At 70.6% G+C, this 22,325-nt stretch carries 19 protein-coding genes; 15 read left to right on the top strand and 4 right to left on the bottom strand.

Translation table 11 applies throughout. The features are described from left to right. Nucleotides 1–647: 647 nt before the first annotated feature. The 12 genes from ACWEVS_RS39665 to ACWEVS_RS39610 all read left to right on the top strand — a co-directional run bounded on the left by ACWEVS_RS39665 (nt 648) and on the right by ACWEVS_RS39610 (nt 13,961). Nucleotides 648–2,354, top strand: a complete 1,707-nt coding sequence (locus ACWEVS_RS39665) for an alkaline phosphatase D family protein (protein ID WP_452555947.1) — start codon at nt 648–650, stop codon at nt 2,352–2,354. Between the two features lie 259 nt (nt 2,355–2,613). Continuing rightward, nucleotides 2,614–3,138 (top strand): pyridoxal 5'-phosphate synthase glutaminase subunit PdxT, encoded by a 525-nt coding sequence (pdxT, locus tag ACWEVS_RS39660; protein ID WP_449926442.1) that lies wholly within the window; start codon nt 2,614–2,616, stop codon nt 3,136–3,138. A 3-nt stretch (nt 3,139–3,141) separates the two neighbouring features. Beyond that, nucleotides 3,142–3,894, top strand: a complete 753-nt coding sequence (locus tag ACWEVS_RS39655) for a YebC/PmpR family DNA-binding transcriptional regulator (RefSeq protein ID WP_354912154.1) — start codon at nt 3,142–3,144, stop codon at nt 3,892–3,894. A 45-nt stretch (nt 3,895–3,939) separates the two neighbouring features. Next, on the top strand, nt 3,940–5,088 hold the full coding sequence (locus ACWEVS_RS39650; RefSeq protein ID WP_452555945.1) for a GNAT family N-acetyltransferase: 1,149 nt from the start codon (nt 3,940–3,942) through the stop codon (nt 5,086–5,088). 128 nt (nt 5,089–5,216) lie between these two features. Beyond that, nucleotides 5,217–5,744, top strand: coding sequence for a crossover junction endodeoxyribonuclease RuvC (gene ruvC, locus ACWEVS_RS39645; protein ID WP_449926336.1), 528 nt, complete (start codon nt 5,217–5,219; stop codon nt 5,742–5,744). Continuing rightward, nucleotides 5,741–6,361, top strand: a complete 621-nt coding sequence (gene ruvA / locus ACWEVS_RS39640) for a Holliday junction branch migration protein RuvA (RefSeq protein ID WP_354912145.1) — start codon at nt 5,741–5,743, stop codon at nt 6,359–6,361. Before ruvC ends, ruvA begins: the two co-directional genes overlap by 4 nt. Before the next feature lie 46 nt (nt 6,362–6,407). Beyond that, nucleotides 6,408–7,424, top strand: a complete 1,017-nt coding sequence (ruvB, locus tag ACWEVS_RS39635) for a Holliday junction branch migration DNA helicase RuvB (protein ID WP_354912142.1) — start codon at nt 6,408–6,410, stop codon at nt 7,422–7,424. A 316-nt stretch (nt 7,425–7,740) separates the two neighbouring features. Beyond that, the gene (yajC, locus tag ACWEVS_RS39630; RefSeq protein WP_449926340.1) at nt 7,741–8,088 is read left to right on the top strand and encodes a preprotein translocase subunit YajC; all 348 of its coding nucleotides are present in this window, start codon (nt 7,741–7,743) and stop codon (nt 8,086–8,088) included. 41 nt (nt 8,089–8,129) lie between these two features. Further along, nucleotides 8,130–9,926: a protein translocase subunit SecD gene (gene secD, locus ACWEVS_RS39625; RefSeq protein ID WP_452416583.1), complete on the top strand. Its 1,797-nt coding sequence runs from the start codon at nt 8,130–8,132 to the stop codon at nt 9,924–9,926. Nucleotide 9,927: 1 nt separating this feature from the next. Continuing rightward, nucleotides 9,928–10,935, top strand: coding sequence for a protein translocase subunit SecF (gene secF, locus ACWEVS_RS39620; protein ID WP_449926346.1), 1,008 nt, complete (start codon nt 9,928–9,930; stop codon nt 10,933–10,935). Between the two features lie 132 nt (nt 10,936–11,067). Next, nucleotides 11,068–11,589: an adenine phosphoribosyltransferase gene (locus tag ACWEVS_RS39615; protein ID WP_354912135.1), complete on the top strand. Its 522-nt coding sequence runs from the start codon at nt 11,068–11,070 to the stop codon at nt 11,587–11,589. A gap of 128 nt (nt 11,590–11,717) precedes the next feature. Beyond that, nucleotides 11,718–13,961, top strand: coding sequence for a RelA/SpoT family protein (locus ACWEVS_RS39610; RefSeq protein WP_449926445.1), 2,244 nt, complete (start codon nt 11,718–11,720; stop codon nt 13,959–13,961). On the opposite strand, the gene ACWEVS_RS39605 is transcribed toward ACWEVS_RS39610, so the two are convergent. The 4 genes from ACWEVS_RS39605 to ACWEVS_RS39590 all read right to left on the bottom strand — a co-directional run bounded on the left by ACWEVS_RS39605 (nt 13,939) and on the right by ACWEVS_RS39590 (nt 18,506). Then, on the bottom strand, nt 13,939–14,985 hold the full coding sequence (locus ACWEVS_RS39605; RefSeq protein WP_452555943.1) for a hypothetical protein: 1,047 nt from the start codon (nt 14,983–14,985) through the stop codon (nt 13,939–13,941). The genes ACWEVS_RS39610 and ACWEVS_RS39605 overlap by 23 nt on opposite strands. Continuing rightward, entirely contained in the window at nt 14,982–16,037 is a 1,056-nt protein-coding gene (locus tag ACWEVS_RS39600; RefSeq protein WP_452555941.1) for a TOMM precursor leader peptide-binding protein, read from the bottom strand. Before ACWEVS_RS39600 ends, ACWEVS_RS39605 begins: the two co-directional genes overlap by 4 nt. Nucleotides 16,038–16,363: 326 nt before the next feature. After that, entirely contained in the window at nt 16,364–17,614 is a 1,251-nt protein-coding gene (locus tag ACWEVS_RS39595) for a DUF349 domain-containing protein (RefSeq protein WP_354912125.1), read from the bottom strand. Between the two features lie 37 nt (nt 17,615–17,651). Beyond that, nucleotides 17,652–18,506, bottom strand: coding sequence for a peptidylprolyl isomerase (locus ACWEVS_RS39590; RefSeq protein WP_452555939.1), 855 nt, complete (start codon nt 18,504–18,506; stop codon nt 17,652–17,654). 140 nt (nt 18,507–18,646) lie between these two features. Here ACWEVS_RS39590 and ACWEVS_RS39585 point away from each other — a divergent pair, with 140 nt between their 5' ends. From ACWEVS_RS39585 to aspS, 3 genes are read left to right on the top strand one after another with little or no spacing between them, the layout of a single operon-like run. Further along, nucleotides 18,647–19,327 (top strand): MBL fold metallo-hydrolase, encoded by a 681-nt coding sequence (locus tag ACWEVS_RS39585; protein ID WP_354912120.1) that lies wholly within the window; start codon nt 18,647–18,649, stop codon nt 19,325–19,327. Beyond that, on the top strand, nt 19,327–20,586 hold the full coding sequence (gene hisS, locus ACWEVS_RS39580; RefSeq protein ID WP_452555937.1) for a histidine--tRNA ligase: 1,260 nt from the start codon (nt 19,327–19,329) through the stop codon (nt 20,584–20,586). Before ACWEVS_RS39585 ends, hisS begins: the two co-directional genes overlap by 1 nt. Then, the gene (aspS, locus tag ACWEVS_RS39575; RefSeq protein WP_449926355.1) at nt 20,583–22,319 is read left to right on the top strand and encodes an aspartate--tRNA ligase; all 1,737 of its coding nucleotides are present in this window, start codon (nt 20,583–20,585) and stop codon (nt 22,317–22,319) included. Before hisS ends, aspS begins: the two co-directional genes overlap by 4 nt. Nucleotides 22,320–22,325 lie beyond the last annotated feature (6 nt).

The following is a 22,325-nucleotide window of genomic DNA, read 5'->3' as shown; positions in this document are numbered from 1 at the left end:
CGCGCACTGCCTCTGCCTCCGCCCTCTGCCTCCGCCCCCGCCCTCCGCCCCCGCCCTCCGCCCTCTGCCTCCGCCCTCTGCCTCCGCCCTCTGCCTCCGCCCCCGGCCCTCGGCCTCGGCCCGGCGCCGCCCCACGTCCCCCGTCCCTTGGCCTCTTGCCACCGGCCCCCCTTGCCCTTGAGCCCAGGGGCCCGGGCTCCCTGCTCCCCGACTCCCGGCCCTTGCCCCCGGCCCGGCCCCAGACCACACCGGCCCCAGACCACACCGGCCCGAGCCGGGCACCAGCCCGGGCCGACCCCGGCATCGGCCCCCGACTCCCGCCCTGCCGCCCTTACCCCCGTCCCGCGGCTCGTGTCCCTTGCTCCCGGCCCGGTCCCGGTCCTGGAACCGGCCCGGACCCCGCCTGGCCTTGGGCGCGGGGCGTGGGCCAGGAGTCCGCTTGGCGGGCGTCAGGGGCGCCGCCGTGCGGGAGCCGCTCCATCGGTCGCGCGTGCCACCGGTGCGACAGGGGTGGACGGAGGAAATTTCCGTGAATCGCGGGACCATTGGTAAAAATCGCCTTTTGTGTGACAGATGGCGTTAACCAGGGGGTCATGATCTTGGGCCAGGCTACGGGCGTCCCACCCTAGATCGCCTCGGGAGCACCCGTGTCCAAGCTCAACCGCCGCTCCTTCCTCGTCACCGGGTTAGCTGCGGGCGCCACCGCCGCGCTCCCCGCCGCCGCCTCCGCCACTCCGGCCGAACCGGCCCCCGCCCCAGCCGCCGACCCCGCCACCGAGAGCGCCGCCACCCTGGCCTCGCGCGGTCTCAGGTCGGACCCCTTCACGCTGGGCGTCGCCTCCGGTGACCCCGACCACAGCGGCTTCGTCATCTGGACCCGCCTGGCCCAGCAGCCGCTCGCCGAGGACGGCATGGGCGGCATGCCCCAGCGTCCCTTCCTCGTCCTGTGGCAGGTCTACGCCGACGAGCGCTGTCGACGCGTCGTCCGCGCCGGTGTCGCGACGGCCGCCCCCGAGTGGGGCCACAGCGTCCACGTCGAGGTGGACGGCCTGTCGTCAGGGCGGGAGTACTGGTACCGCTTCCGCGTGGGCCCCTACGTCTCGCCCGTCGGCCGCGCCCTCACCGCCCCGCACCCCCTGGCGTACGGCGGAGCGCTGTCCATGGCGTTCGTCTCCTGCGCGCAGTACGAGCACGGCTACTTCACCAGCTACCGCCGCCTGGCCGAGGAGCACCCCGACCTGATCCTGCACCTGGGCGACTACCAGTACGAGTACACCAAGAACACCTACACCATCCCCGGCGGCAACGTCCGCCACCACGAGGGCCCCGAGACCGAGACGCTCGCCAACTACCGGCAGCGCCACGCGCAGTACAAGGCCGACCCCGACCTGCAGGCCGCCCACGCCGCCGCGCCGTGGCTGGTCGTGTGGGACGACCACGAGCTCGACAACAACTGGGCCGACGAGGTGGCGGAGAAGCCCGAGGTGCCGCAGCCGAACTTCCTGCAGCGCCGCGAGGCGGCCTTCCGTGCCTACTACGAGAACATGCCGCTGCGCCGTACCTCCATCCCGCAGGGCATCGACATGCAGCTCTACCGGCGGATCCGGTGGGGACAGATGGCCACCTTCCACATGCTCGACACCCGGCAGTACCGCGACGACCAGGGGTGCGGCGACGGCTACCGGGACTGCCCGGCGGCGGTGGACCCGGCCCGGTCCATCACCGGCGCGGCGCAGGAGGAGTGGCTGATCAACGGCTTCCACCACTCGCGCGCCCAGTGGGACATCATCGGCCAGCAGGTCTTCTTCGCCCAGCGCGACAACAACGCGGGACCGGCGAAGGTCACCAGCCAGGACGCGTGGGACGGCTACGTGGCCTCCCGGCGGCGCATCACCCAGGGCTGGATCGACGCGAAGGTGCGCAACCCGGTCGTGCTCACCGGTGACGTCCACGCTCACTGGGCCAGCGACCTGAAGCTGGACTACGACGACCCGACGGGGCCGTCCGTGGGCGCGGAGCTGGTGGCCACCTCCATCAGCACCGGCGGTGACGGGAAGGACTCCGACCCGGCCACGCATCCGTTCCTGAAGATCAACCCGCACCTCAAGTTCTACAACAACCAGCGCGGATACGTGCTGACGAAGATCGAGCGGGAGCAGATGTCGGCCGACTTCAAGGTCGTGCCCCAGGTGCAGACGCTCGGGTCGGAGGTCTACACCAGGGCGACGTTCGTGGTGGAGGACAGGGTGCCCGGCGTGCAGCAGACGTACCTGCGCCCGATGGACCCGTCGCTGCGCGCGGCGTCCGAGATGACGATCGAGGAGACGGTCCGCCTCGAGACCGAGCGCCCGTAGACCACGCGGGGACGGCCTCGACGTCCGGAACCCCTGCCGCCTGCCCTCGGGCCCGGTGGCGGGGGTTCTTGCGTGGTTCCCCGCAGCGGCGACCGGGCCGTGCCCCTCCTCCAGGACGACCCCCCGCGGAGGCCGCCCGGTAGGAAGAGCACGGCCCGTCGTGGTGTTGAATCAGGGGAACCCGGACCACGAAGGAAGGACGACCGTGCCCAAGATCGGTGTACTCGCACTCCAGGGAGACGTGCGCGAACACGTCCGCATGCTGGAGGAGGCGGGGGCGGAGGCGACGGCCGTGCGCAGGATCGCCGAGCTCGAGGCCGTCGACGGGCTGGTCATCCCCGGCGGGGAGTCCACCACGATGTGGAAGCTCGCCGAGATCTTCGAGCTGCTGGAACCGCTGCGCCTGCGCGTCAAGGAGGGCATGCCCGCCTACGGCTCGTGCGCCGGCATGATCATGCTGGCCGACCGCATCCAGGACGGCATCGAGGGCCAGCAGACGATCGGCGGCATCGACATGGTGGTCAGGCGTAACGCCTTCGGCCGCCAGGTCGACTCCTTCGAGGCCGATCTGTCCTTCGCGGGCGGCCCCGTACATGCTGTCTTCATCCGCGCCCCATGGGTGGAATCGGTGGGTTCCGACGTCGAGGTGCTGGCGACCGCGCCCCCTGGGGATAGGATCGTCGCGGTCCGACAGGGACCGCTGCTCGCGACATCGTTCCATCCGGAGCTGACCGGAGACACTCGCGTGCATGAATATTTCGTCAACATGGTGAGGGAGCTCTAGGTCATGTCCGGCCACTCCAAATGGGCTACGACGAAGCACAAGAAGGCCGCGCTCGACGCCAAGCGCGGCAAGCTGTTCGCGAAGCTCATCAAGAACATCGAGGTGGCGGCCAGGACCGGTGGCCCTGACCCGGATGCCAACCCCACCCTCTTCGACGCCATCTTCAAGGCGAAGAAGAACTCGGTGCCCAACGACAACATCGAGCGCGCCCGCAAGCGCGGCGGCGGCCTCGAGGCGGGCGGCGCCGACTGGCAGACCATCATGTACGAGGGCTACGCCCCCGGCGGTGTCGCGGTCCTCATCGAGTGCCTGACCGACAACCGCAACCGCGCCGCCTCCGAGGTCCGCGTCGCGCTCACCCGCAACGGCGGCTCGCTGGCCGACCCCGGTTCGGTGGCCTACATGTTCAACCGCAAGGGTGTCGTGATCGTCCCCAAGGACGGGCTGTCCGAGGACGACGTGCTGACCGCGGTGCTCGAGGCGGGCGCCGAGGAGGTCAACGACCTGGGCGAGTCGTTCGAGGTCGTCTCCGAGGCCGGTGACCTGGTGCCGGTGCGCAAGGCGCTGCAGGAGGCCGGCATCGACTACGACTCGGCCGAGTCGAGCTTCCTGCCGACGCTCAACGTCCCGCTCGACGAGGACGGCGCGCGCAAGGTCTTCCGTCTCATCGACGCGCTCGAGGACAGCGACGACGTCCAGAACGTCTACGCGAACTTCGACGTCAGCGACGACATCATGGAGAAGCTCGACGCCTGAAAACGGCTCGCGGCGGATGTCCCGCAGTGCGTAGGTTGACCTGCTGTGGAAATTCGTGATCTGAGCCCGGACGACCTCGACGCCGTCCTCGACACCCGCAAGCGCTCCTTCGGCCCGTTGCCCGCCGACCTCGCCGACAACTGGCGCGCAATGGCGCTGGCCACCCTGGAGCAGGGACGCTTCCTCGGCGTCTTCGACGGCTCGAGGGTGGCCGCCGCCGCGCGCCTGCCTGGTTTCACCCAGTGGTGGCACGGCAGGCCGCAGCCGATGGCCGGGGTGGCGGGTGTGGTCGTCAACCCCGAGGACCGCGGACGCGGCGTGGGCAGGCGGCTCATGCGGGCCGTCCTCGGCAGGGCGGCCGAGCTGGGCGAGGCCGTCTCGGCCCTCTACCCGGCCACCACGCCGATCTACCGCTCGCTCGGCTGGGAGCACGCGGGCGCCGAGAACGCGGTGACCCTCGCTCCCGAGGCGCTGCGCACCATCGGCCCGGCCGAGCAGGTCAAGCTGCGCAGGATGGGGCCCGACGACGTCGCCGAGGTGATCGCTATCCTCGGCCGCGTCCACGCCGCCAACCGCGCCAGCGGGCCCATCTGCTGGGACGAGGCCGCCTGGCGGCGCTACCTCGACGAGGATGACGACTTCCGCTACCTGGCCGACGACGGGTTCGTCGCCTACCGATGGGACGGGGGCGACATCGCCGTCGACAACCTCGTCGCCGGCTCGGAGGCGACCGCCCGCGCGCTGTGGGCCATGGTCGGCACCTCCTCCTCGATCGCCAAGAAGGTCACCGCCGTGGTCGCGCCGAACGACCCCGTGCTGTGGCTGGTGCGCGAGCGGGCCAAGGAGCAGGTCAAGCAGACGAGGTGGATGTTCCGGGTCGTGGACGTGGCCGAGGCGATCGCCAGGCGAGGCTTCCCGTCGGTGGTCTCGGCGCACGCCGTGATCACGGTCGACGACCCCGAGCGCCCGGCCAACAGCGGCACGTGGCGGCTGGAGATCTCCGGCGGCTCCGGTACGGCCGGCGCCGCCACGGGGCAGGGGCCGCGCTTCACCGTCAACGGCCTGTCGGCGCTGTACGCCGGGATCCCGACCTCGACGCTGCGCCCGGCCGGCCTGCTGACCGGCCCGGAGGAGTTCGACGAGGCGCTGGACGCGGCGTTCGCCGGCACGCCGTACATGATCGACTACTTCTGATCGTCCGGCTCGGGCCCGCGCCCGCCGGGCGGCGCCGTGGAGCGAGGCGCGTTCGCCGTGCGCCGCCCGCCCAACCAGGGTAGAGTTCGCTGCCGAACAGATGTTCGGCAGCGAACGGAGGGCGGGCCGTGCGGGTGATGGGCGTCGACCCAGGGCTGACCAGATGCGGCCTCGGGGCCGTCGAGGGCCGCCCGGGCGCGCAGCTCAAGCTCGTCGCCGTCGGCGTGGTGCGCACCTCCGCCGACGACGAGCTCGGCGCCAGGCTCGTCGGCATCGAGCGCGGCATCGAGCGGTGGCTCGACGACGTGCGGCCCGACGCGGTGGCCGTCGAGCGCGTCTTCGCCCAGCACAACGTCCGCACCGTGATGGGCACCGCGCAGGCGGCGGGCATCGCCGTGCTGTGCGCCGCCAGGCGCGGCCTGCCGGTGGCGCTGCACACGCCCTCGGAGGTCAAGGCCGCCATCACCGGCAGCGGCACCGCCGACAAGAAGCAGATCGGCACCATGGTCACCAGGCTGCTGCGGCTGGCGGAGATGCCCAAGCCCGCCGACGCGGCCGACGCCCTCGCCCTGGCCATCTGCCACGTGTGGCGCGGCGGCACCCAGAACAGACTGGCCGAGGCGCTGGCCAAGGCATCGAGAGGACGTGCGCTGTGATCGCGTCGGTTTCCGGGGTCGTGGCGGCCGTCGCGCCCGACTCGGCGGTGATCGAGGTCGGCGGGGTGGGTGTGCTGGTGCACTGCACACCCGGCACGCTGGCCACCCTGCGGGTCGGCGAGCCCGGCCGGCTGGCCACCTCGCTGGTCGTCAGGGAGGAGTCGCTCACCCTGTACGGCTTCGCCACCGACGACGAGCGCACGGTCTTCGAGCTCGTCCAGACGGCCAGTGGCGTGGGCCCGAAGCTGGCCCTGGCCATGCTGGCCGTCCACACGCCCAACTCGCTGCGCGTCGCGGTCGCCTCGGCCGACCTCAAGGCGCTGACCAGGATCCCCGGCATCGGCCAGAAAGGCGCCCAGCGCATCGTGCTGGAGTTGAAGGACAAGCTCGGCACGCCCGAGGAGGCGGTCAACGCCGCGCTCAACGGCGACGCCGCCCTGCCGCTGTGGCGCGAGCAGGTCCACTCGGGTCTGGTCGGCCTCGGCTACTCCACCAGGGACGCCGACGAGGCGATCGCGCTGGTGGGGCCGCAGGCCGACGCCGAGGTGGCCGCGGGCCGGCAGCCGCAGGTGGCGGTGCTGCTCAAGGCGGCGCTCAGGGCGCTGAGCGTCCGATGAGGCCGGCGGTGGCGGGAAGCGGGCGCCCCGGCGGCGGGGAGATGGCATGAGCATCGAACGTGACCTGGTCTCGCCCGACGCCGAGGGCGACGAGCTGCAGATCGAGGCGGCGCTGCGGCCCAAGCGCCTGGCCGACTTCATCGGCCAGGCGCGCGTGCGCGAGCAGCTCTCGCTGGTGCTGGAGAGCGCGCTCAAGCGGAACCGGCCGCCCGACCACGTGCTGATGAGCGGCTCGCCGGGGCTGGGCAAGACCACCCTGGCCATGATCATCGCAGCCGAGCTCGGCGCCCCGCTGCGGATCACCTCGGGCCCGGCCCTGGAGCGCGCCGGCGACCTGGCGGCGATCCTGTCGACGCTGACCGAGGGCGAGGTGCTGTTCATCGACGAGATCCACCGGATGGCCCGCCCCGCCGAGGAGATGCTCTACCTCGCGATGGAGGACTTCAGGGTCGACATCATCGTCGGCAAGGGCCCCGGCGCCACCGCCATCCCGCTGGAGATCGCGCCCTTCACCCTCGTCGGCGCCACGACCAGAGCGGGCCTGCTGCCGGCGCCGCTGCGCGACCGGTTCGGCTTCACCGCCCACATGGACTTCTACGAGGTCGCCGAGCTCGAACAGGTGCTGCGCCGCTCGGCCGGGCTGCTCGGCGTGACGCTGCCCGAGGAGGGCGCCCACGAGATCGCCAGGCGCTCGCGCGGCACGCCCCGCATCGCCAACCGGCTGCTGCGCCGGGTGCGCGACTTCTCCGAGATCCGCTCCGACGGCGTCATCACCCGCGACGTCGCCTCGGCCGCGCTCAACCTCTACGAGGTCGACGCCGAGGGACTCGACCGGCTCGACCGGGCGGTGCTCGGCGCGCTGCTGCGCAAGTTCGGCGGCGGCCCCGTCGGGCTGTCGACGCTCGCCGTGGCCGTGGGGGAGGAGCCGGAGACGGTCGAGGTGGTGGCCGAGCCGTTCCTGGTGCGCCAGGGGCTGCTGGCCCGCACGCCGCGCGGGCGGGTCGCCACCACCGCCGCCTGGCTTCACCTGGGCCTCACCCCTCCGCCGGAGGCGCCCTTCTGACCGAGACGCCCGCCGCCGGGCCGGGACGGCAGGACCCGGCCGCCGGAAACGCCACGAAACGGCGCGGTCACAGAACGGTTGCAAGCATTGCGAATTGGGAACTTCCCCGCGCGCCGAATCGCTGCCTCGTTGCCGGGTTTCGCAACAACCGCCTACACTCCGTGGCTTGGCTGGCTGTGTAAGCTGATGGGCTGAGCGGCGCGGCCCCTCGACGCAACGCATGGAATTTCCGGCTCGACGCCGGTGTCATCATCTTGACAGACGATGGAAGGTCGCCCTCGTGGACTCAGCAACGCTTATGAACATCCTGCCGCTTGTGCTTCTGGTGGTGGTGTTCTACTTCCTGCTCATCAGGCCGCAGCGCAAGCGGCAGCAGGAAGCCGTTCAGATGCAGAACTCGCTCGCGCCCGGCGCCCGTGTGATGACCACCACCGGCCTGTTCGCCACCGTGGTGGCTGTCGACAACGAGGACGTCATCCTGGAGGTCGCTCCCGGCGTCGAGACCCGCTGGGTGAAGGCCGCCATCGGTCGGGTCGTCACCCCCGTCGCCGATGACAAGCTCGCCGCGACGGAGCCTGAGACGACCGAGACGAAGGAATCCGCCGTAGCCGACGAGCCGGTCGACCGCAACGACGACGAGGACACCAACAGCAAGAAGTCCTGACCAGCTTGCGGCCGACCCCTACCTGAAAGAACAGACGACCAGTGGCCCGACCGACCAGCGGCCAGAGCAAGCCGGGGCGCACGCTCCTGGTGCTTCTGGCGCTCATCTTCGCCATGGGCGGGGCGATGTTCCTGCAGCCGGCGTTCACGCCGAAGCTCGGACTCGACCTCGCAGGTGGCACGACGGCGACACTGTCGCCGATCACTCCGAACGGCTCTCCCCCCTCTGAAGAGAGCCTCAACCTCGCCGTCAACATCATCCGTGACCGGGTGAACGGCACCGGAATCTCCGACGCGGAGGTCGCCAAGTCGGGCGACAACATCGTCATCTCGGTTCCCGGCGCAGGCAAGGACGAGGTCATCAAGCTGGTCGGCACCACGGCGGAGCTGCGCTTCCGCCAGGTCCTGGCCGCCGAGGCGGCCCAGCCGCAGCCGAGCACCATGCCCACCCAGGCGCCGACGCCCTCGGGCTCAGGACAGCCTTCCACGCAGCCGAACGGGCAGTCGTCCGACCGGCCTTCCACGCAGCCGAGCGCCCGCACCTCGGCCAACGCGCCCACACCCAGCGCCTCCCCGACGGGCAAGGCCCTGTCGTCCGCGCTGACCTCGCCCAACCCCTCGCCCTCCGCCGCTGCGACCGGCGAGCGGAAGAGCCAGAACCAGGACCAGAACAAGGGCCAGGACAAGGGCCGGAACGCCAAGGCGACCCCGTCCGCGACGCCGAGCGCCCAGCCCAGCGCGCCGACCCAGGACTCCGCGCTGGCCGGCATCGACCCCGCGCTGGTCAAGCAGTACAACGAGCTCGACTGCGCCAAGAACAAGCAGCAGGGCGTCCAGGACGACCCGAGCAAGCCGTACGTCACCTGTGACGCCGACGGCACCGCCAAGTACATCCTCGACAAGGCCAGGGTCGTCGGCACCGACATCGACACGGCCAGCGCCGGCGTGCAGCAGACCACCGGCCAGTGGGTCGTGCAGCTCAACTTCAAGAGCAAGGGCGCCACGGCGTGGTCGACCCTGACCACCGAGGCCTACCAGGCCCAGCCGCCGCGCAACATGGTCGCCGTGGTCCTCGACGGCGTGGTCATCACCGCGCCGAACATCAACGAGCCCATCCCCGGCGGCCGGGCGGAGATCTCCGGCGGCTTCACCCAGCAGACCGCGACCGCGCTGGCCGACCAGCTGAAGTACGGCGCGCTGCCGCTGAAGTTCGTGCGCAGCTCCATCGACACGATCTCCTCCACCCTCGGCCAGGACCAGCTGCGCGGCGGCCTCATCGCCGGCGCCATCGGTCTCGGCCTGGTGGTCATCTACTCGCTGCTGTACTACCGCGGCCTCGGCGTGGTCGCGGTGCTGAGCCTCCTGATGGCCTCGGTCATCACCTACGAGGCGGTGGTGCTCCTCGGCACCTACGCGGGCTTCAGCCTGTCGCTGCCGCACATCATCGGTCTGGTGGTCTCGATCGGTATCACAGCCGACTCCTTCATCGTCTACTTCGAACGCATCAGAGACGAGATGAAGGAGGGCAGACGCTCGCTGCGCGCCGCCGTCGAGGTGGCGTGGGTGCGCGCGCGGCGGACGATCCTGATCGCCGACGCGGTCATGTTCATCGCCGCCGTGGTGCTCTACTTCCTGGCCGTCGGCGGCGTCGCCGGCTTCGCGTTCGCGATGGGTCTGACCACGCTGATCGACGTGGTCGTGGTGTTCCTGTTCACCAAGCCGTTCATCGCGCTGCTGGCGAGGTTGAAGTTCTTCGCCAAGGGGCACAAGCTCTCCGGTCTCGACGCCGAGCGCATGGGCCCGGAGACTGTTCGTACGACCACTCCGCAGGAGGCCTGACATGGGACTCGGGCGTCGCCTCTACCGTGGCGAGATCGACGTCGACTTCGTCGGCCGCCGGAAGCTGTGGTACAGCCTTTCGGCCTTCCTGCTGCTGTTCTCCGTCGCCGGCCTGATCTTCAGCGCCGTCACCCATGGCAGCGCGCTCAACCTGGGCGTGGAGTTCAAGGGCGGCTCGGTGTTCTCCTTCGCCGCGCCGCAGGCCGGCATCGAGAAGGTCCGCGAGACCATGACCGAGGCGGGCGTCCACCAGCCGATCGTCCAGCAGGCCGGCGGTAGCTGGCGGGTGACCACCGAGACCCTCGACGAGGCCAACCTGTCCAGGGTGCAGCAGTCCGTCGCCAAGGACCTCGGCGTCGACCCCGCGCAGATCTCCATCACCTCGATCGGCGCCTCCTGGGGCGGTGAGGTGGCCACCAAGGCCTGGCTCGGCCTCGTGGTGTTCATGTTCGCGATCATCCTGTATCTGAGCATGGCCTTCGAGCCGAAGATGGCCTTGGCGGCGATCGTCGCGCTGCTGCACGACCTGGTCATCACGGCCGGCATCTACGCGTGGTCGGGCTTCGAGGTCACCCCCGCGACCCTGCTGGGCTTCCTCACCATCCTCGGCTACTCGCTGTACGACGCGGTCGTCGTCTTCGACATGATCAAGGAGGTCACCGCCAAGCTCGGCACGACCTCCAAGAAGACCTACACGATGGCCGCGAACGACGCGCTCAACCACACGCTGATCAGGTCGCTGAACACCTCGCTGGTGGCCATCCTGCCGGTGGCGGCGATCCTGTTCATCGGCACCACGCTGCTGGGCGCAGGCACGCTGAAGGACCTGTCGCTCGCCCTGTTCGTCGGCATGCTGGTCGGCACGTACTCCTCGCTGTGCGTGGCCACGCCGCTGCTGGTGACGCTGAAGGAGCGCGAGCCGAAGTACCAGGCGATCGCCAAGCGGCTGGCGTCCACCGGCGGGGGCAAGAGCGGCGGCGCCAAGCGGCCCGCCACCGCCAAGAACTGACCGCTCGACGCTGGGCGCCGCCCCCGTCCCTTCTCACGGGACGGGGGCGGCGTCGTGCCGGGCGGCCGGGGTGTGGGATGGTGGTGCGTCCGACAGGCGGACGCACCGGACGGAGAGGAAAGAGAGCCCGACGTGAGCGAGCTGAGCCAGCTGATCCTCGAGCGGATCAGGGACGTCAACGACTACCCGAAGCACGGGGTCGTGTTCAAGGACATCACCCCTCTGCTCGCCGACCCGCAGGCGTTCACCGCGGTGGTCGACGCGCTCGCCGGCTGCTTCCCCGGGGTGGACAAGGTCGTCGGCATCGAGGCGCGCGGCTTCATCCTGGCCGCTCCCGCCGCCTGCCGGGCCGGGGCGGGGTTCGTGCCGGTCCGCAAGAAGGGCAAGCTGCCCTCCACCACCCTCGAGGCCTCCTACGAGCTGGAGTACGGCTCGGCCACCATCGAGGTCCACCAGGACGCCTTCGGCCCCGGCGACCGGGTCGTCATCGTCGACGACGTGCTGGCCACCGGCGGCACCGCCGAGGCGACGGTGGAGCTGGTCAGGAGGGCGGGAGCCGAGGTCGTCGGCGTCGCCGTCCTGATGGAGCTGGCCTTCCTGAAGGGGCGCGAGCGGCTGGAGGGTGTCGACCTGAGGGCGCTCGTGATCGTGTGATGGGCGACCGGCCGACGCGCGGGTGACATGGCTGGATACACTGAGGGATCTGGACTCGAACGTGAGGAGTCTGTGTGCCCCGTGAGGTAGTCGTGCCCGACGCCACCGACGCCGGTAGTTCCGAAGGGATGTCCGGCGCTCCAGCGGCGCGTCGCCGACGGTTTGGGGGTGGGGCCATGAATCCGGTGCTGGAGCCGTTGTTCCGGACGGTCCGCGCCACCCATCCCAAGGCGGACCTGCGCCTGATCGAGCGTGCCTACGACGTGGCCGCCTACCACCACCGCGACCAGAAGCGGAAGAGTGGCGACCCCTACATCACGCACCCGCTGGCCGTGGCGACGATCCTGGCCGAGCTCGGCACCGACGACGAGACGCTGTGCGCCGCCCTGCTGCACGACACGGTCGAGGACACCGCCTACAGCCTGGACGAGCTGCGCGCCGACTTCGGCGACAAGATCGGGCTGCTCGTCGACGGCGTCACCAAGCTGGACAAGGTCAAGTTCGGTGACGCCGCGCAGGCCGAGACCGTGCGCAAGATGGTCGTGGCGATGTCGCGCGACATCAGGGTGCTGGTCATCAAGCTCGCCGACCGCCTCCACAACATGCGCACGATGCGCTACCTGCCGGAGCACAAGAGGCAGCAGAAGTCCCGCGAGACGCTGGAGATCTTCGCCCCGCTGGCCCACCGCCTGGGCATGAACACGATCAAGTGGGAGCTCGAGGATCTCGCGTTCGCGATGCTCTACCCCAAACGCTACGACGAGATCGCCCGCATGGTCTCCGAGCGGGCCCCGCGCCGCGACCTGTTCCTGCAGGAGGTCATCGAGAAGGTCTCGGCCGACCTGCGCGACGCCAGGATCCGCGCGGTGGTCAAGGGCAGGCCGAAGCACTACTACTCGGTCTACCAGAAGATGATCGCCCGCGACGTGGCCTTCGACGACATCTACGACCTGGTGGGCATCCGGGTCCTGGTCGACTCGGTCCGCGACTGCTATGCGGCGCTCGGAACGATCCACGCGCGATGGAACCCGGTGCCCGGCCGGTTCAAGGACTACATCGCGATGCCCAAGTTCAACATGTACCAGTCGCTGCACACCACGGTGATCGGTCCCGAGGGCAAGCCGGTCGAGCTGCAGATCCGCACGCACGCGATGCACCACAGGGCCGAGTACGGCGTGGCCGCCCACTGGAAGTACAAGGAGGAGGCGGGCAGCCCCGGTCCTGCGGGCAAGGTCAAGCCGGGCGGCGACATGGCCTGGCTGCGCCAGCTGCTCGACTGGCAGAAGGAGACCTCCGACCCGGGGGAGTTCCTGGAGTCGCTGCGCTTCGACCTGTCGGTGTCGGAGGTGTACGTCTTCACCCCGCGCGGCCAGGTGGTGGCGCTGCCCGAGGGCGCGACGCCGGTCGACTTCGCCTACGCCGTCCACACCGAGGTGGGTCACCGGTGCATCGGGGCGCGCGTCAACGGCCGCCTGGTGCCGCTGGAGTCGCGCCTGGGCAACGGCGACACCGTGGAGATCTTCACCTCCAAGTCGCCCGACGCGGGTCCCTCGCGTGACTGGCTGAAGTTCGTCAAGTCGGGCCGTGCCCGCAACAAGATCAGGCAGTGGTTCTCCAAGGAGCGCCGCGAGACCGCGATCGAGGCGGGCAAGGAGGCCATCGGCAGGGCCATGCGCAAGCAGGGGCTGCCGCTGCAGCGGCTCATGTCGGGCGAGGCGCTGCTGGCGCTCGCCCGCGACCTGCGCTACCCCGACGTCTCGGCCCTCTACGCGGCCGTCGGCGAGGGCCACGTCGCCGCGCAGACGGTCGTGCAGAAGCTCGTGACGTCCATCGGCGGCGTCGACAGCGCCGAGGAGGACATCGCCGAGGTCTCCCTGCCGACCAGGCTCAGCCGCCGTCCCAGGGGCGGCGGCGGTGCGGGCGTCGTCGTGGCGGGCGACTCCGACGTGTGGGTACGGCTCTCGCGCTGCTGCACCCCCGTGCCGGGCGACGACATCGTCGGGTTCGTCACCCGCGGCCACGGCGTGTCGGTGCACCGCTCCGACTGCACCAACGTGCAGCAGCTCAAGGAGCAGCCCGACCGCCTCGTGGAGGTGACGTGGGCGCCCAACGAGGACTCGGTGTTCCTGGTGGCGATCCAGGTGGAGGCGCTCGACCGGCCCCGCCTGCTGTCCGACGTCACCCGCACGCTGTCCGACCAGCACGTCAACATCCTGTCGGCGTCGGTGACCACCTCCCGCGACCGGGTTGCGGTCAGCAAGTTCACCTTCGAGATGGGCGACCCCAAGCACCTGGGTCACGTGCTGAAGGCGGTGCGCAGCATCCAGGGCGTCTACGACGTCTACCGGGTCAGCGGAGCCTCTGGCGGATGAACACCCACAGGTAGAGCCCCCAGCCGAAGGCGACGATCGCCAGCGTGAGCAGCGGCTGCACGGACGTGCCGAGTTCGGCCACGGCCTGCCGGCACACCGCGATCGTGATGGGCACGGTGTAGCCGAGCAGGAAGGCCAGGCCGAGCACCCGGCCGGCGATGACGAACCAGGCGTAGATCCGCACCGAGCGCGGCGCCTGCCGGTGCCGCCGCCGCAGGTAGGCCTGGGCGTCGGCCATGAGGTTCTTGTTGCCGGTGGCGTTGGCGAAGGCGTAGTAGACGTCGGTGCGCATGAAGAACAGGAACTGCCAGACGATCTGCGAGGCGCAGATGACCATCACGAGGCGGGCCACGGCGTTCTCGGTGACGTACAGCGCGCAGGCGGCTGCGGAGACCAGGAACAGGTCGGTCCGCATGCCCGCCAGGTGCGCGCGGTAGCGGGCCCGGCGGGGCAGCCGCCAGACGCCGGTCACGTTGGTCTGGACGACGAGGAACTGCAGGCGGGTGCCGAGCGACAGCTCGGCCCGCACGCCCAGTGAGCGGGCGGCCAGGATGTGGCTGAGCTCGTGGACGAAGACGAGCACCCACGAGCCCACGGCGAACGACAGGGTGAACGCGAGGCTGTTCGACCACACCAGGCCCGACATGCCGGACACGATGCGCGGTTCGGCGACGACGGCCGCGACGGCGCACAGCGCCAGCAGCCCGACGAGGGCGTCGGCGACGGGGGAGAAGAGCAGGCGCACGTGCTCCGGCCGGACGCGGTCCCAGGGGCTGGGCGGCAGCTCGGGTTCCTCGAGCAGCCCCATGCTCTCCAGGCCGCCGACGAAGGCCGCCACGTCGACGTCCGTGCCGTGCCGCTCCAGCACCTCCTTCCTGACCTCCTCGACCGTCCTGGAGCCGTCCAGCAGCGCCAGCACCTTGGCGGCGATGCCCGGCACGTTGACGAACCGCGCGCCGTTGCCGACCACGTAGTCGTCGGGACCGTCCTCGACCACGCTCAGGAAGCTCAGGTCGGGCCTCATCCGCAGACCTCGCACCCGGGCAGGCGTTCGAACGGGTGCGCGGTGGTGCTCAGGTCGAGCAGGTCGAGGTGCACGGTCCTGCCCTCCAGGGCGGGCGCTCCCGTGCCGGTCAGGTGGCGGACGATCTCGGCGGCCAGCAGGCCGGAGACCGCCGCGCAGAGCGGGCCGAAGGCGGGGACGGTCCGGCTGGCGTTGTCGGCGGTGGGCAGCTCGGCCGTGCCGTACGGCTCGGCCAGCCGGCGTTCCCTGCAGGTCAGGCAGCCGGTCCTGCCCGGTACCACGAGGGGGCCGACCAGGCCGACGTGCTGGTTGAACCCGCCGGTCACGAACGGCACGCCCGCCTGCACGCAGGCCTGGTTGACCCAGCGGCGGATGTGCGGCTGCGGGGTGTCGACGGTGTTGACCACGAAGTCCTCGCCCGCGGCGGGGACGTCGGCCGCCCCCTGGATGCGGCGCCGGATCTCGACGATCTCGGCGTCGGGCTGGTGGGCGCGCAGCCGGTCGGCGGCCGCGGCGACCTTGGACCTGCCGACGTCGGCGGGGGTGTAGAGGTGCTGGCGGTGCAGGTTGGACGGCTCGACCTGGTCGTCGTCGACGAGCGTCAGCCGCCGCACGCCCGCGGTGACCAGCTGGACGGCGACCGCGCCGCCGATGGCGCCGGCGCCCAGCACGGTGACCCGCCGGGCGGCCAGGTCCCGCAGGGCGGTGACCGCCTGGCCGGCGGGATGGAACATCGACAGGAACAGCGCCTGCCGGGACAGCCGGTCGTCGGCGGTCAGCGCCGCCAGGTCGGTCTCGGTGACCAGGAGGCGGGCGGCGAGCAGCCGGTCGATCGCGGCGTCTATTTCGCCGGGAGTGACGCCGTCGAGCAGCGGGTAAAGTTCTTGTCTCGATCGTGGACGCCGGGCGCAGAGCCGGAACAGCTCGCGTAGCGGTTTTTCCGCCGGTGACAGGATGCGGCCCGTGGGCGGAAAGTCGCCGAGCCTGACCTGTTCCCGTGAATCGTCGACGAACAGAGGGAAAGCCGGATTCACCTGAATCCGTTCGCGCATGGGCGGGGCTCCGTGAGAGGTGGTGTGGGGCCTCCACCGAGGCCCCACGGACGGGTTTCAGCAGCTGTTGCTGTTACCGGTGGTCTCTACCTCTTCGACGGGCTTGATCTCGATTGTCATCTTGACCCCTTTCGCCGATATCTGCGAGTCCCATGATCGTAGGAACCCGCGGCGAAATATGGGGAGGCCCAATGACCCTGCGTGACCGCTTTTCGCGGAACAAGCACCGACTCCATTCGGGGACGGAGAACGGGAATGCCGGCTTGTCAGAAAAGAGCCGATAAAAAGGCTCCGGGTGGCGCACCACCCGGAGCCTCCGGCAGGGATCAGCTGAACTCGGCGAGCGTGCGCTCGGCCTCCTCCAGCCACGAACGGCGGGCCGCCAGCGCCTCCTCGGCGTCCTTGACCTCCTTGGCGCGCCCGGCGGCCTGGGCCTTGCCGAGCTTCTTCTCCAGCTGCTCGATCGAGGTGCGCAACTGGTCGACCGTGCTCTGGGCACGAGCCCTGGCCTCGGGGTTGGAGCGCTTCCACTCCGCCTCCTCGGCCTTGCGGACCGCCTCGTCGACGCGCCGCAGCCCGCCCTCCAGCCGGTCGCGCTGCTCGCGCGGCACGGGACCGACGGCCTCCCAGCGCTCGAGCAGCGTGCGCAGCGCGGCCCGGGCGTGGCGGTGGTCGGTCACCGGCAGGATCTTCTCCGCCTCGACCAGCAGCGCCTCCTTGGCCTCCGCGTTGGCCGCCAGCGAGGCGTCACGCTCGGCGAAGACCGCGGAACGGGCCTGGAAGAACTGGTCCTGAGCCGCCTTGAACCTGGCCCACAGCTCGTCCTCGGCCTCGCGCGAGGCCCGGCCGGCCGACTTCCACTGCTGCATGAGCTCGCGGTAGACGGCGGCCGTCTGGCCCCAGTCGGTGGAGTCGGCCAGCGCCTCGGCCTCGACCACGATCCGCTCCTTGTAGGCGCGGATGCCCTCGCGCTGCTCGTCCAGCCCCGCGAAGTAGGCCTTGCGCCGCTTGGCGAAGGCCGTCCGGGCCGCCGACAGCCGCTTCCACAGGGCCGCCTCGGTGACGCGGTCGATGCGCTCGGCGGCCTTCCACTCCTCCACCAGCTGGCGCAGCCGCTCACCGCCCGACTTCCAGTGGGTGGTCTCGTCGGCGATGCGCTCGGCCTCGCCGACGATGCGCTCCTTGACCGCCTTGGCCTCGGCCCTGGCCAGGTCACGCGCGGCCTTGACCTCCTCGCGGCGCTTGGCGACCAGCTCGCTGAGCGCGTCGAGACGCGTGACCAGCGCGCCCAGGTCGCCTATGGCGTGGGCGTCGGCGACGGCCTCGCGCAGCTTGACGATGCTCGCCTCGGCCTGCGCAGGAGCCAGGTCGGTGCCCTTGACGCGCTGTTCGAGCAGCTGGACCTGACCGGCCAGCTCGTCGTACTTGCGGTGGAAGTAGGCCAGCGCTTCTTCGGGCTCACCGGCCTGCCAGGACCCGACGGCCCGCTCTCCCTCGGCCGTACGCACGTAGACGGTGCCGTCGTCGTCTACCCGGCCCCACGGGTCGGTGCTCACCGTGTCCTCCCGCACTCTCATCAGACCCTTCGGGACTACTGCCCCTAGTTGTATTACGTCAGCTCTTGGCAGAGATTGTCACGTCTTTGATTTCGACCGTCTCCTTGGGTGCGCCCGTGCCGTCCGGACCAGGAGTGATGACGCCCGCCTTGTTGACCTTGTCGAGAATGTCGAGACCCTTGGTGATGGTACCGACAGGCGTGTAGTCGGGGGTCAGCCCGATGTCGCCGTAGACCAGGAAGAACTGGCTGCCCGTCGTGCCGGGCTCGCTGGTCTTGGCCATGGCCATGACGCCGCGCTTGTAGGTGGCGCCTTCGAGGTTCTCCTCGGCCAGCCGGTAGCCGGGGCCGCCCTGGCCGTCGCCCTGCGCCTTGCCGTCGGCCTTGGCCGTCGGGTCGCCGCACTGCAGCATGGGGAACTGCGCGCTGCCCAGGCGGTGGCACTTGCTGCCGTTGTAGTACTTCTTGGCGGCCAGGTGCTTGAGCGAGTTGACGGTGCACGGGGCCTTGACGCCGTTGAGCTCGACGACGATGTCGCCCTGGCTCGTCTTGAGCGTCATGACCGCGTCCTTGGCCTCGGCCTTGGCCGGCGGCAGCCCGACGTCCTTGACCGTGCCGCTGGTGTCGGGCAGGTAGCCGCACTCGCCCGTCGCCGGGTCGAAGGGCTTGGGGCCGGCCGCGGCCGACGTGGAGGTGGAGGGCGCGGCCGACGGCGAGTCGGAGGCGGCGCTGTTGCCGCTGCCGCCGAGCAGGGCCACGGCGGCGATGACGCCGCCCACGACCACGAGGACGCCCACGGTGGATCCGATCACGGCGGTGCGCTTGGCCTTGGCTTCGCGTTCGGTGCGGCGCTGCATCTGCCGCTCGTAGTGCTCACGTGCCAGCTGACGCTGGCGGTCCTTGCCCGTGGACACCGCTTTTGCCTCCCTATCGAATCAACTGAGGTGGGCGAATCGTATCGGCCAACCGGTTATGGTTCGCAGCCCAGCGGCCAGCACCGGTACGCTTCGGTTACATTCTCATCCGCTTTCTTGACGAGACTCAGCCGAGGCAGATGCTCATCGCAGGCTTCCCCGCAGGGGCGTTCCAGACCAACTGCTACCTCGTGGCGCCGGCCGCCGGCGAGGAGTGCGTGATCGTCGATCCTGGCCAGGACGCCGTCGACGCCGTCGACGACCTGCTCCGCGAGCACCGGCTGAAGCCCGTCGCGGTCCTTCTCACCCACGGCCACCTCGACCACGTCTGGTCGGTCGCCCCCGTCTGCGGCGCGCGTGACATCCCCGCGTGGATCCACCCCGAGGACCGCCACCTGCTGAGCGACCCGGCCGCCGGCTGGTCGCCCACCTCCGGCCAGCTGTTCGGGGGCATCACGCTGAGCGAACCCGACGACGTGCGGGAGCTGTCCGACGGCGCCGTCGTCGAGCTGGCGGGGATGGAGTTCGTGGTCGACCACACCCCGGGCCATACCAGGGGGTCGGTGAGTTTCAGGCTGCCTCCAGAGGAGATCATGTTCTCGGGCGACCTGCTGTTCGCCGGCTCCATCGGCCGCTCTGACCTGCCGGGCGGCGACTACCCGACGATCCTGCGCAGCCTGGCCGCCAAGTGCCTGCCGCTGCCGGACGAGACGGTCGTCCTGCCGGGCCACGGACCGCAGACCACGATCGGCCGCGAGCGCGCGACCAACCCTTATCTCAAGGAAGCCGCGCCGCACGCCGGTCCCACACGAGGGATCTGATGACTTTCCAAGCACCCAAGGGCACCTTCGACTGGCTGCCGCCCCGCTCCGAGCGGGTCCTCGCCGTCCGGGAGACGCTCGTCGCCCCCGTACGGCAGGCGGGCTACGGCTACGTCGAGACGCCCGTGTTCGAGGACACCGAGCTGTTCAAACGCGGCGTCGGCGAGTCGACCGACGTCGTGTCGAAGGAGATGTACACCTTCCCCGACAAGGCGGGCAGGTCGCTGACCCTGCGCCCGGAGGGCACCGCCTCGGTCGTGCGCGCCGTCCTGCAGCACAACCTGCACACCGGCCAGCTCCCGGTGAAGCTGTGGTACTCCGGCAGCCAGTTCCGCTACGAACGTGCCCAGAAGGGCCGCTACCGCCACTTCTGGCAGGTCGGCGCGGAGGCGCTCGGCGCCGAGGACCCGGCGCTCGACGCCGAGCTGATCGTGCTGGCCTGGCGCGGTTTCCGCGACCTCGGCCTGCGCGAGGTCACGCTGCTGGTCAACTCGCTCGGCGACCAGGGCTGCCGCCCCGCCTACCGGGCCGCGCTGCAGGACTTCCTGCGCGCCCTCGACCTCGACGAGGACACCAGGGCCAGGATCGAGATCAACCCGCTGCGCGTGCTCGACGACAAGCGCCCCGAGGTGCAGGAGCAGCTCACGGGGGCGCCGCTGGTCGTCGACCACCTGTGCGAGGCGTGCAAGGCCTACCACGAGGAGGTTCGCGCCCTGCTGACCGCCTGCGAGGTGCCCTTCACCGACGACCCGCGCCTGGTGCGCGGCCTCGACTACTACACCCGCACCACCTTCGAGTTCGTCCACGGCGGGCTCGGCTCGCAGTCGGCCGTCGGCGGCGGCGGGCGCTACGACGGGCTCAGCGAGATGCTCGGCGGCCCGTCGCTGCCCAGCGTCGGCTGGGCGCTCGGCGTCGACCGCACGCTGCTGGCGATGGAGGCCGAGGGCCTGCTCGGCGACGAGGCCGGCGGCCGCGTCCAGGTGTACGGTGTCCCGCTGGGCGACGAGGCACGCCGCCGGATGTTCCTGCTCGTCGAGGAGCTTCGAGGGGCGGGCCTGTCGGCCGACATGGCCTTCGGCGGCAAGGGGCTCAAGGGCGCGATGAAGGGCGCCGACCGCTCGGGCGCCCGCTTCGCGCTGATCCTCGGAGAGCGTGACCTGGCGGCGCAGGCCGTCCAGGTGAAGGACCTGACCACCGCAGAGCAGACCGAGGTGCCGCTGGCCCAGGTCGCCGATGTTTTGAAGGGAAAGCTGCAGTGATTCGCACGCACAAGGCCGGCGAGCTCCGCAAGGAGCACGCGGGCCAGCAGGTGACGCTCGCGGGCTGGGTGGCCCGCCGTCGTGACCACGGCGGGGTCGTCTTCATCGACCTGCGTGACGCCTCGGGCTCCGCGCAGGTGGTCTTCCGCGAGGAGGACGACGCCCACGGCCTGCGCAGCGAGTACTGCGTGAGGGTGGTCGGCGAGGTCAGGATCCGCCCCGAGGGCAACGCCAACCCCGATCTGCCCACCGGCGAGATCGAGGTCGTGGCCGACTCGGTCGAGGTGCTCAGCGAGGCCGCGCCGCTGCCGTTCCCGATCGAGGGCGGCACGGGGGTGGCCGAGGAGGTCCGCCTGCGCTACCGCTACCTCGACATCCGCCGCCAGCAGGTCGCCAACGCGATGCGGATCCGCTCCAAGGCCACCTACCTGGCCAACGAGGTGATGAACGAGCACGGCTTCGTCTACGTCGAGACGCCGACGCTGACCCGCTCGACGCCCGAGGGCGCCCGCGACTTCCTGGTGCCGGTGCGCCTGCAGCCGGGCAACTGGTACGCCCTGCCCCAGTCGCCCCAGCTGTTCAAGCAGCTGCTGCAGGTGTCGGGCCTGGAGCGCTACTACCAGCTGGCCAAGTGCTACCGCGACGAGGACCTGCGCGCCGACCGGCAGCCCGAGTTCACCCAGATCGACATCGAGATGTCCTTCGTGGACCAGGACGATGTGATCGCGGTGGGCGAGGCGCTGATCGCGCGGGTCTGGAAGGAGATCCTCGGCTACGAGATCCCCATGCCGCTGCCGCGCATGCCCTACGCCGAGGCGATGGCCCGCTACGGCTCCGACAAGCCTGACCTGCGCTTCGGTCAGGAGCTCGTCGACATGACGGAGTACTTCGCGAACACCACCTTCCGCGTCTTCCAGGCCCACTACGTCGGCGCCGTGGTCATGCCCGGTGGTGCGTCGCAGACCCGCAAGGAGCTCGACGCCTGGCAGGAGTGGGCCAAGTCCCGCGGCGCCCGTGGCCTGGCCTACGTGCTGGTCCAGGAGGACGGCACGCTCGGCGGCCCCGTCGCCAAGAACCTGTCGCCCAACGAGGCCGCGGGCCTGGCGGACAAGGTGGGCGCCAAGCCGGGTGACGCGATCTTCTTCGCCGCCGGTCCCCGCAACTCCTCGCGCGACCTGCTCGGCGCGGCCCGGCTCGAGATCGGCCGCCGCTGCGGCCTGATCGACGAGTCGCAGTGGTCGTTCCTGTGGGTCGTCGACGCGCCCATGTTCGAGGAGGACGGCGAGGGCGGCTGGACCGCGGTCCACCACCCCTTCACCGGGCCCAAGCCCGAGTGGGCCGACAACTTCCAGGAACATCCGGGCGAGGCGCTGGCCTACGCCTACGACATGGTCTGCAACGGCATGGAGATCGGCGGCGGCTCCATCCGTATCCACCGGGCCGAGATGCAGCAGCGCGTCTTCGACGTGCTCGGCATCAGCAAGCAGGAGGCCGAGTCGAAGTTCGGCTTCCTGCTGGAGGCGTTCAAGTACGGCCCGCCGCCGCACGGCGGCATCGCCTACGGCTGGGACAGGATCTGCATGCTCCTGGCGGGCGGCGAGTCGATCCGCGACGTGATCGCCTTCCCGAAGACCGCCTCCGGCTTCGACCCGCTGACCGGCGCGCCCACGCCGATCACCGTCGAACAGCGCAAGGAGGCGGGCGTCGACGCCAAGCCGAAGGACGAGGTGTAGGAACCG

It is taken from the genome of Nonomuraea sp. NPDC003754 (genome assembly GCF_053605785.1).
The sequence above is the reverse complement of the archived record's forward strand: the minus strand, read 5'-3'. Positions and strand labels throughout refer to the sequence as shown.